At 72.5% G+C, this 6,746-nt stretch carries 7 protein-coding genes and 1 pseudogene; 2 read left to right on the top strand and 6 right to left on the bottom strand.

Going from position 1 to position 6,746, the window contains the following annotated elements; all coding sequences use genetic code 11:
- The coding region (locus RMO12_RS02860; protein ID WP_309638125.1) for a glycosyltransferase family 2 protein at nt 1-621 on the top strand (621 nt) is incomplete at its 5' end.
- Nucleotides 622-821: 200 nt separating this feature from the next.
- A complete protein-coding gene (locus tag RMO12_RS02855; RefSeq protein WP_309638124.1) occupies nt 822-1,751 on the top strand; it encodes a hypothetical protein in 930 nt (309 codons plus the stop codon).
- A 172-nt stretch (nt 1,752-1,923) separates the two neighbouring features.
- On the opposite strand, the gene fabG is transcribed toward RMO12_RS02855, so the two are convergent.
- The 6 genes and pseudogenes from fabG to RMO12_RS02825 form a co-directional block, all read right to left on the bottom strand.
- Complete coding sequence (gene fabG, locus RMO12_RS02850) at nt 1,924-2,658, bottom strand: 3-oxoacyl-ACP reductase FabG (protein WP_309638123.1); 735 nt, start codon at nt 2,656-2,658, stop codon at nt 1,924-1,926.
- Nucleotides 2,655-3,122 (bottom strand): hydroxymyristoyl-ACP dehydratase, encoded by a 468-nt coding sequence (locus RMO12_RS02845; RefSeq protein ID WP_309638122.1) that lies wholly within the window; start codon nt 3,120-3,122, stop codon nt 2,655-2,657. Before RMO12_RS02845 ends, fabG begins: the two co-directional genes overlap by 4 nt.
- On the bottom strand, nt 3,119-3,940 hold the full coding sequence (locus RMO12_RS02840) for a beta-ketoacyl synthase chain length factor (RefSeq protein ID WP_309638121.1): 822 nt from the start codon (nt 3,938-3,940) through the stop codon (nt 3,119-3,121). The genes RMO12_RS02845 and RMO12_RS02840 overlap by 4 nt, the downstream gene beginning before the upstream one ends.
- Before the next feature lie 94 nt (nt 3,941-4,034).
- The gene (locus RMO12_RS02835; RefSeq protein WP_309638120.1) at nt 4,035-5,219 is read right to left on the bottom strand and encodes a beta-ketoacyl-[acyl-carrier-protein] synthase family protein; all 1,185 of its coding nucleotides are present in this window, start codon (nt 5,217-5,219) and stop codon (nt 4,035-4,037) included.
- Between the two features lie 73 nt (nt 5,220-5,292).
- A complete protein-coding gene (locus RMO12_RS02830) occupies nt 5,293-6,135 on the bottom strand; it encodes a polysaccharide deacetylase family protein (RefSeq protein ID WP_405029604.1) in 843 nt (280 codons plus the stop codon).
- A 248-nt stretch (nt 6,136-6,383) separates the two neighbouring features.
- Nucleotides 6,384-6,746: pseudogene (locus tag RMO12_RS02825) on the bottom strand (transporter); the annotation flags it as partial.

The following is a 6,746-nucleotide window of genomic DNA, read 5'->3' as shown; positions in this document are numbered from 1 at the left end:
CTGGCCGCGGCCGACGAGGGCCTGTGCATCCTCGTGCTGCCGCACAACCAGGGCAAGGGCGCGGCGGTGCTGCACGGACTCGAGGCCGCCGCGGCCGAGGGCTACACGCATGCGCTGACGATGGATGCCGATGGCCAGCATCCGGCCGCGCTGATCCCCGCCTTCATGCGCGCCGCGCGCGCGCGGCCCGAGGCGATGATCCTCGGCCGCCCGGTGTTCGTCGCCTGCGCGCCGCTGCTGCGCGTGCGCGGACGGCGCATCTCCAACGCCTGGACCGACCTCGAGACCCTGGGCGCGGGCATCGCCGATTCGCTCTACGGCTTTCGCGTCTACCCGATCGACGCGCTGGTGGCGGTGATGGCACGCCAGCGGTGGATGCGGCGCTTCGACTTCGACACCGAGGCGGTGGTGCGGCTGGCGTGGCGCGGCGTGAAGCCGATCAACATCGACGCGCCGGTCAAGTACCTGAGCGCTGAAGAAGGCGGCGTCTCGCACTTTCGCTACGGCCGCGACAACGCCTTGCTGACGTGGATGCATACGCGGCTCATGCTCGAGTTCGTACTGCGCCTGCCGCAGTTGTTGGCGCGGCGGATCACCAAGCGTCCGCCGTTCCAGCGCTGACCTGCGCGGCGCATCGCCGCTTGCCTGGTTGCGCTCACTCCCACCGGGGCCGCGAGGAGCCCCGCACGCAGCAGCAGTGCCTCGTAAGCCTTCGCAGACGCGCTCCGCGCCGCTTCACCCCCGAGCCGGTGGGCGTCGCACACCGCCGCAGCGCCACGCGATGCTAGGGTTGCGGGTGTCCCGGTGCGAAAGCCTGCTGCATGCTCTGTCTTGCCCGTCGTCGCCTGTTGCAAGCCGCCCGTGCGGCACCGCTTGCTGTGCTGCTCGGCGGCTGCGCCGCGCCCCTGCCCCAGACCCTGATCGGCAAAAGCTCGCCGCTCGCGCTGACCTTGCTGGGCGAAAGCATCGAGGCCCATGGCCGCACCGGGTTCCAGGCGCTGCGCGACATCAACGTCGGCTACACGGGCGAGTGGCGGCCACTGATCGGGCGGCTGCAGCCGGCGCTGGTCGACGCCGGCTTTCGCGGCAGCTCCGAGGAGCGCCTGCTGCTCGGCAGCAGCCTGGTGGCACAGGCCCACACCGGCCCGAGCGGGCGCAAGCAGGTGCTGCGCGGCAGCCTCGCCGCGCCGGGGCGGCCTGACCGCGCACAAGGCGACGTGCAGGTCTGGTTCAACGGCCAAGAAGCGCTCGACACGGAGAAGCGCGCCGCCGCCGCGCTGGTGGCCGACGCCTACGCGCTGTTCCTGCTCGGCCCGCTGGCGCTGGTCAAGCGCGACCTCATCGTCGAGCTGGGCGATGACGGCGCCGTCGATGGCCACGCCTGCCGCACGCTGCAGGTGCAGCTGCGTCCGGGGCTGGGTTTTTCGCGCCTGGACCAGGTGGCGCTCTACATCGACCGCGACGACGCCCTCATGCGGCGCGTGCGCCTGAGCCTCAACGGCCTGGCCTCGACGCAGGGCGCTGTCGTCGAGGTCGACACCGCCGACCACGTCAAGCGCCACGGCGTGATGTGGCCGACGCGTTTCAGCGAGCGGCTGCTGCGCCCGATACCGCTGCTGCCGGTCCACGACTGGCGCCTGATCGGCCTGGACGTCAACCGCGGCTACGGCGTGCTCGACATCGCCCGTCCCACCTTCGGCGGCGCCGCGCTGCGGCCGGCGCTGAAGTTGAGTGGCAGCGGGCGCGGGTGAATCGGTGGGTGCGCCGGGCGACGCTCTGCACCTGCGGCGAACTCGGGCAAGGTCGGGACGAAACGTCTTTGCTCCAACATCGGGGCGAGAACCTGCAATCCGCCATGGGCCGCCACAAGAGGGCCGAGCACGCCTTCGGCGGACAGCACCGCAGTTGCGAGGGGCGCTTACCTCAGGCCGCCATGCCGCCGTTGATCGAGATCACCTGCCCGCTGATGTAGCCCGCCTCGTCGCTGGCCAGGAAGGCGGCGAGCGCGGCCACCTCGTCGGCGGTGCCGGCGCGTTTGGCGGGCACCAGTTGGGCGATCGCCTTGGCGTCGAACACGGCGTCAGTCATCGGCGAGGCAATGATGCCGGGCGCGATGGCATTGACGGTCACGCCGCGGCTCGCGACCTCGAGCGACAGGGCGCGCGTGGCGCTGTTGATCGCGCCCTTGGCCGCGGCGTAATTGACCTGGCCGCGGTTGCCCACCAGCGCCGCCACCGACGACAGGTTGATGATGCGGCCCCAGCGGGTGCGCAGCATCGGCAGCAAGAGCGGCTGGGTCACGTTGAAGAAACCATGCAGCGACACGTCGATGACGCGGTGCCACTGCTCGGCGCGCATGCCGGGGAACACCGCGTCGTCGTGAACGCCCGCGTTGTTGACGATGATCTGCACCGCGCCGCCCGCCAGCATGCGCTCGCAGGCGGCGCGCGAAGCCTCGGCATCGGTGAGGTCGAACGCCAGCGCCTCGGCAGCGCCGCCCTCGGCGCGGATCGCCTCGGCAAGTTGCAGCGCCGCGTCGAGCCGCGTGTTGGCGTGCAGCAGCAGCGCGGCGCCGTCGCGTGCGAGCCGCCGCGCGATGGCACTGCCGAGCGCACCGCTGGCGCCGGTGACGAGGGCGCGTTTGCCGGCAAGCGTCATGGCTGCTCCATCGAAAGCGGCGTGTCGAGCACCACGACGGCGCGCCCGTCGACCAGCAGCGCGCCGTGCTCGTCGCTCACCGCGAAGCCGTAGAGGATCTGCCTGGCATCGCCCGCCAGCCGCTCGGCGCGTACCTGCAAGGAGCCGACGATCTGGTCGAGACGCGGCACCGTGAGTCGCACGTTGCGCACGCTCGCCAGGTAGCCGGGGCGCGCAGCCGTGCCGGGCGGCGCGATCAGCGCGCCATGCAAGGCCATCGCCTGCGCGGCGTATTCGATCGCCGTCACCGACAGCAGGCCCGAGGGCGTGCGCAGGGGGTTGTCGGCATGCGTGTGGCTGGTCGCGCTGCAAAGAATCTCGGTCGCGGACCAGTGCTCCAGCCGCTCGAGCAGGCACATGCTGCCGTGGTGAGGAACGCGCGCGGCGATGCCGTCGCGCTCGAGGGTGGCAGGCGCCAGGCTCATGGGCGGGCGGGCGGCTCGAGGCGCACGTCGAGCGACAGGCCGTCGAGGTAGTCGAGCACCAGCACGGCCGGACCGCCGCGCGCCAGCGCCTGCAGCAACGGCAGGCAGCGCGCCGCCGGCACACCGGTACGCAGGGCGTCGAGCCCGGCATGGCCGCAGCCGCTGGCCGGCGCCGCGCTCAGGGCGAGCGTGAGCGTGGCCAGCGAGGGCGCGCCGGGCGTGGCGTCGAGCAGCAGCGCGGCGCCGAAGGCATCGGGCAGCGGCCGCACGCCTTGCAGCGGCTCGGGATAGGGCACGTCGCCGGCCACCAGCAGCACCGCACGACCGAGCGCGATGGACTGCGTGAGCGCTTCCAGCAGCCCCGCGCCGAAGCTCGCATCGTGCGCGCACAGGCTGCTCGACGGTGCGCGACTGGTGGTGGCGATGTGCCAATAGCCCGCCGCCGCGTTGTGAACCGAGTTGGTGAAGCGCGTGGGCGAGACGGCGCGCTCGGCGCTGGCGAGCGCCTCGCACAGCGCATGGCAGTTGGCGGCGTCGCCGCTCGAGGCGGTGAACACCGTCGCCAGCGTGTGCGGGTCGACGCCAGCCTGCGTGCAGGCCTGGTCGGCCACCGCCATCGAGAGCTTGACGATCGCCCCGGCGCGACGCCGCTCGGCCGGTGGCAGCAGCGCAGGTGCGGCCAGCACGGTGGGCGCAACGGCCCAGCCGGTGGGGTCGCGCAGCAGTGCCTGGCCGAGCGACCAATCGACCAGTCCCGGCCCCAGCAGGCCGATGCCGCGCACCGCCGCACGCAAGCTCGGGTCGCGCGTGCCGCTCATCGGGGCGCCTTCGCGCTGCGCGCTGGTGCGCCGAACGGTCGTTCACCACGGCACGGCGGCACGGCCCGTGTCGGTTTGCAGCGTCCCTGCCGGCTCATCGCCCCGCCCCGAACACGAGACAGGCGTTGGAGCCGCCGAAACCGAATGAATTGCTCGCCACCACGCGCAGCGCCGCGTCACGGTTGGCGACTTGGTAGTTGCACTGCAGCGCGGTGTCGGGCGTGCGCCGATTCAAGCCGCCCGGCATCAAACCGTGCTCCAGCGCGAGCAGCGCGATCGCCGCCTCCACGCCACCGGCCGCGCCGAGCGTGTGGCCGGTCGCGCCCTTGGTCGAGCTGCAGGCGAGCGCCGTGCCGAACACCGTGCACACCGCCAGGTCCTCGGCGGCGTCGTTGTTGGGCGTGGCGGTGCCGTGCAGGTTGAGGTAGTCGACCTGCGTTGGCGCCAACCCCGCCTGCGCGAGGGCGCCGCGCATCGCCTCGGCGGCGCCGGCACCTTCGGGGTGCGGGCTGCTCATGTGATGGCCGTCGCTGCTTTCGCCCACGCCGAGCAGCCACGCGCGCGGCTCACTCGCGTCGCGCTCGAGCAGCGCGAACGCGGCGCCCTCGCCGAGCGACAGGCCGCGGCGCCCTGCGTCCCAGGGTCGGCAGATGTCGCGCGCCAACAGTTCGAGGGAATTGAAACCGTAGAGCGTGGTGAGGCACAGGCTGTCGACGCCGCCGACCACGGCTGCATCAATGAGGCCGAGCGCAATCATGCGGGCCGCGCTGCCGAACACCTTGGCGCTCGACGAGCAGGCGGTGGAGACGACGAAGGCCGGTCCGCACAACTGCAACGCCTGCCGCGTGAAGCGCGCCACCGAATAGGTGTTGTGCGTCTCGGCGTAGCGAAAATCGCCCGGCAGCGCGCCGCTCACCGGATCGCGTCGACGGTAGGCCAGCTCGGTCTGCAGGATGGCGGAGGTGCTGGTGCCGAGGAACACGCCGACACGCCCGGCGCCAAAGCGCAGGCGCGCTCGCTGCACGCTCGCGGCAAAACCGTCGGCCTGCAGCCCGAGCCACGCGAGCCGGTTGTTGCGGCAGTCGTAGTCGGCCCATGCGGCGGGCAGAGGCTCGGCGTCCACGCCTTCGACCTCGCCGATCCAGGTGGCGAGGTTCGCGGTCTCGAAGGATCGCCGTGACAGGCCGCTGCGACCGGCGCGCAGCGCGGCCAAGGTGGCGGCGCGGCCGGTGCCGAGCGCGCTGGCGACGCTGTAGTTGGAAATGGCCAGCGGGGTCATGACGAACCCCTCTTCGACAGGCGCCTGCTCCCCGAAGGGGCGGTCGCTTGCTCGGGGCGGCCCGGCACTGCGCTCATGCCACGCGCCCCGCGTGGCGCGCCGGCAGCGCCGCGTCGAGCGTCACGCTGGCCAGGCGCCGTGTGCGGCATTGCTCGAGCAGTGCCGGCAGCACCGCCAAAACGACCGGCGCGCCGCTCACGCTGCGCGCCGCATGGCCGTCGTGCAGCAGCAGGATGTCGCCGCCTGCGAGGCCGCGCGTGAGCCGCTCGAGCACGCGTGCGGGGTCGCGCTCGCGGGTGTCGAAGCCGCGCCGCGTCCAGCTCACCAGGTGCAGGCCCAGGCGGTACAGCACCGGGTCGAGGAAGGGGTTGCGCAGGCCGGCCGGCGCGCGAAAGCAGCTCGGCCGGCGGCCGGTCACGTCGAACAGCACCTGCTGCGCGCGCTCGATTTCGGCGGCCATGCCGCGCGGGCCGAGCAGCGCGAAGTTGTGGCGGTGCGCGTAACTGTGGTTTTGCACCTCATGGCCGCGCGCGACGATCTCGCGCGCGAGCGCCGCATGCGCCTGCACGCGCTCGGCGATGCAAAAGAAGGTAGCGCGCTGGCCGTGGCGCTCCAGCAGGTCGAGCACCGAAGGCGTCACGGCCGGATCGGGCCCGTCGTCGATGGTCAGCGCAATCTCGCCGCGCGCCGCCGCCGCCTCGGGCAAGCGCGTCACGTTGGGCCCGAGCAGTCGGCTTCGCGGCCACAGGCCCGCGGCCGTGAGCGCCGCATGGTTGAGCATCACCCCGCCCAAGGCCCACGGCGCCGCACCGGGCACCGCCAGCGCCAGCACCGCAGCAGTGCCGTGCCATGCGAGGCTGGCGCGCACTAGCGGCGGCATCGGCCAGGCAGCGGGAGACGGGGAGACGAGGGACATCGGCAGGACAGCAGAGGGATAGAGCCACCGTGCGGGGCGCGGGAGAAAGGACAGGGGGACCGAAACCGAAATTTTCCCACAGCGGTGATGGCTGACGGCTTGCTCGGGGGTGTTGGCAAACAGGGGCTTGGGGCTTGCGTAGAGGCGCCGCGTCGCACACCGCGAGCGACGTCGCGCGACGGGTCGGGTGGCCGATCGGGCAGCGCAAAGATCCACCGCTCGTCGGCGCCGCGAACCGCCAACGCGCCTTAGCGCTCGCGCGCAGCGCCCTCGCGCCGCGCAAACGCCGCTGCCAGCAGCAGAGCGAGCAGCGCGCCAGGTGCGACCACCCGGCCGATCGCCGACAGCGCCGGTATCTCCGACAGCGCGATCAGGCCGAACGAGATCACCGTCGTGAGGTTGGCCAGCAGCAGCGAGGCCAGCGTGTCCTCGTCGACCTGACCCTGGCGGCGCAGCTGGTCGAAGAACAAGGTGTAGTTGGAGCCGACCGCCACCACCAGCAGCAGCCCGACGAGGTGCAGGATGCCCAGCGCCACGCCGGCCAGCGACAGGCCCGCCAAGGTCAGCAGCACCGCGATCGCCAGCGGCTGGCAGACGGTGACGAGCCGCCG

This window comes from Methylibium sp. (assembly GCF_031393925.1).
Taxonomy (GTDB): Bacteria; Pseudomonadota; Gammaproteobacteria; order Burkholderiales; family Burkholderiaceae_C; genus Methylibium.
The sequence above is the reverse complement of the archived record's forward strand: the minus strand, read 5'-3'. Positions and strand labels throughout refer to the sequence as shown.

What these genes read in the sequence shown, in the direction of transcription:
- RMO12_RS02855 (WP_309638124.1), top strand. Translation starts at nt 822, where the DNA reads ATGCTCTGTCTTGCCCGTCGTCGCCTGTTGCAAGCCGCCCGTGCGGCA.
- fabG (WP_309638123.1), bottom strand. Translation starts at nt 2,658, where the DNA reads ATGACGCTTGCCGGCAAACGCGCCCTCGTCACCGGCGCCAGCGGTGCG.
- RMO12_RS02845 (WP_309638122.1), bottom strand. Translation starts at nt 3,122, where the DNA reads ATGAGCCTGGCGCCTGCCACCCTCGAGCGCGACGGCATCGCCGCGCGC.
- RMO12_RS02840 (WP_309638121.1), bottom strand. Translation starts at nt 3,940, where the DNA reads ATGAGCGGCACGCGCGACCCGAGCTTGCGTGCGGCGGTGCGCGGCATC.
- RMO12_RS02835 (WP_309638120.1), bottom strand. Translation starts at nt 5,219, where the DNA reads ATGACCCCGCTGGCCATTTCCAACTACAGCGTCGCCAGCGCGCTCGGC.
- RMO12_RS02830 (WP_405029604.1), bottom strand. Translation starts at nt 6,135, where the DNA reads ATGTCCCTCGTCTCCCCGTCTCCCGCTGCCTGGCCGATGCCGCCGCTA.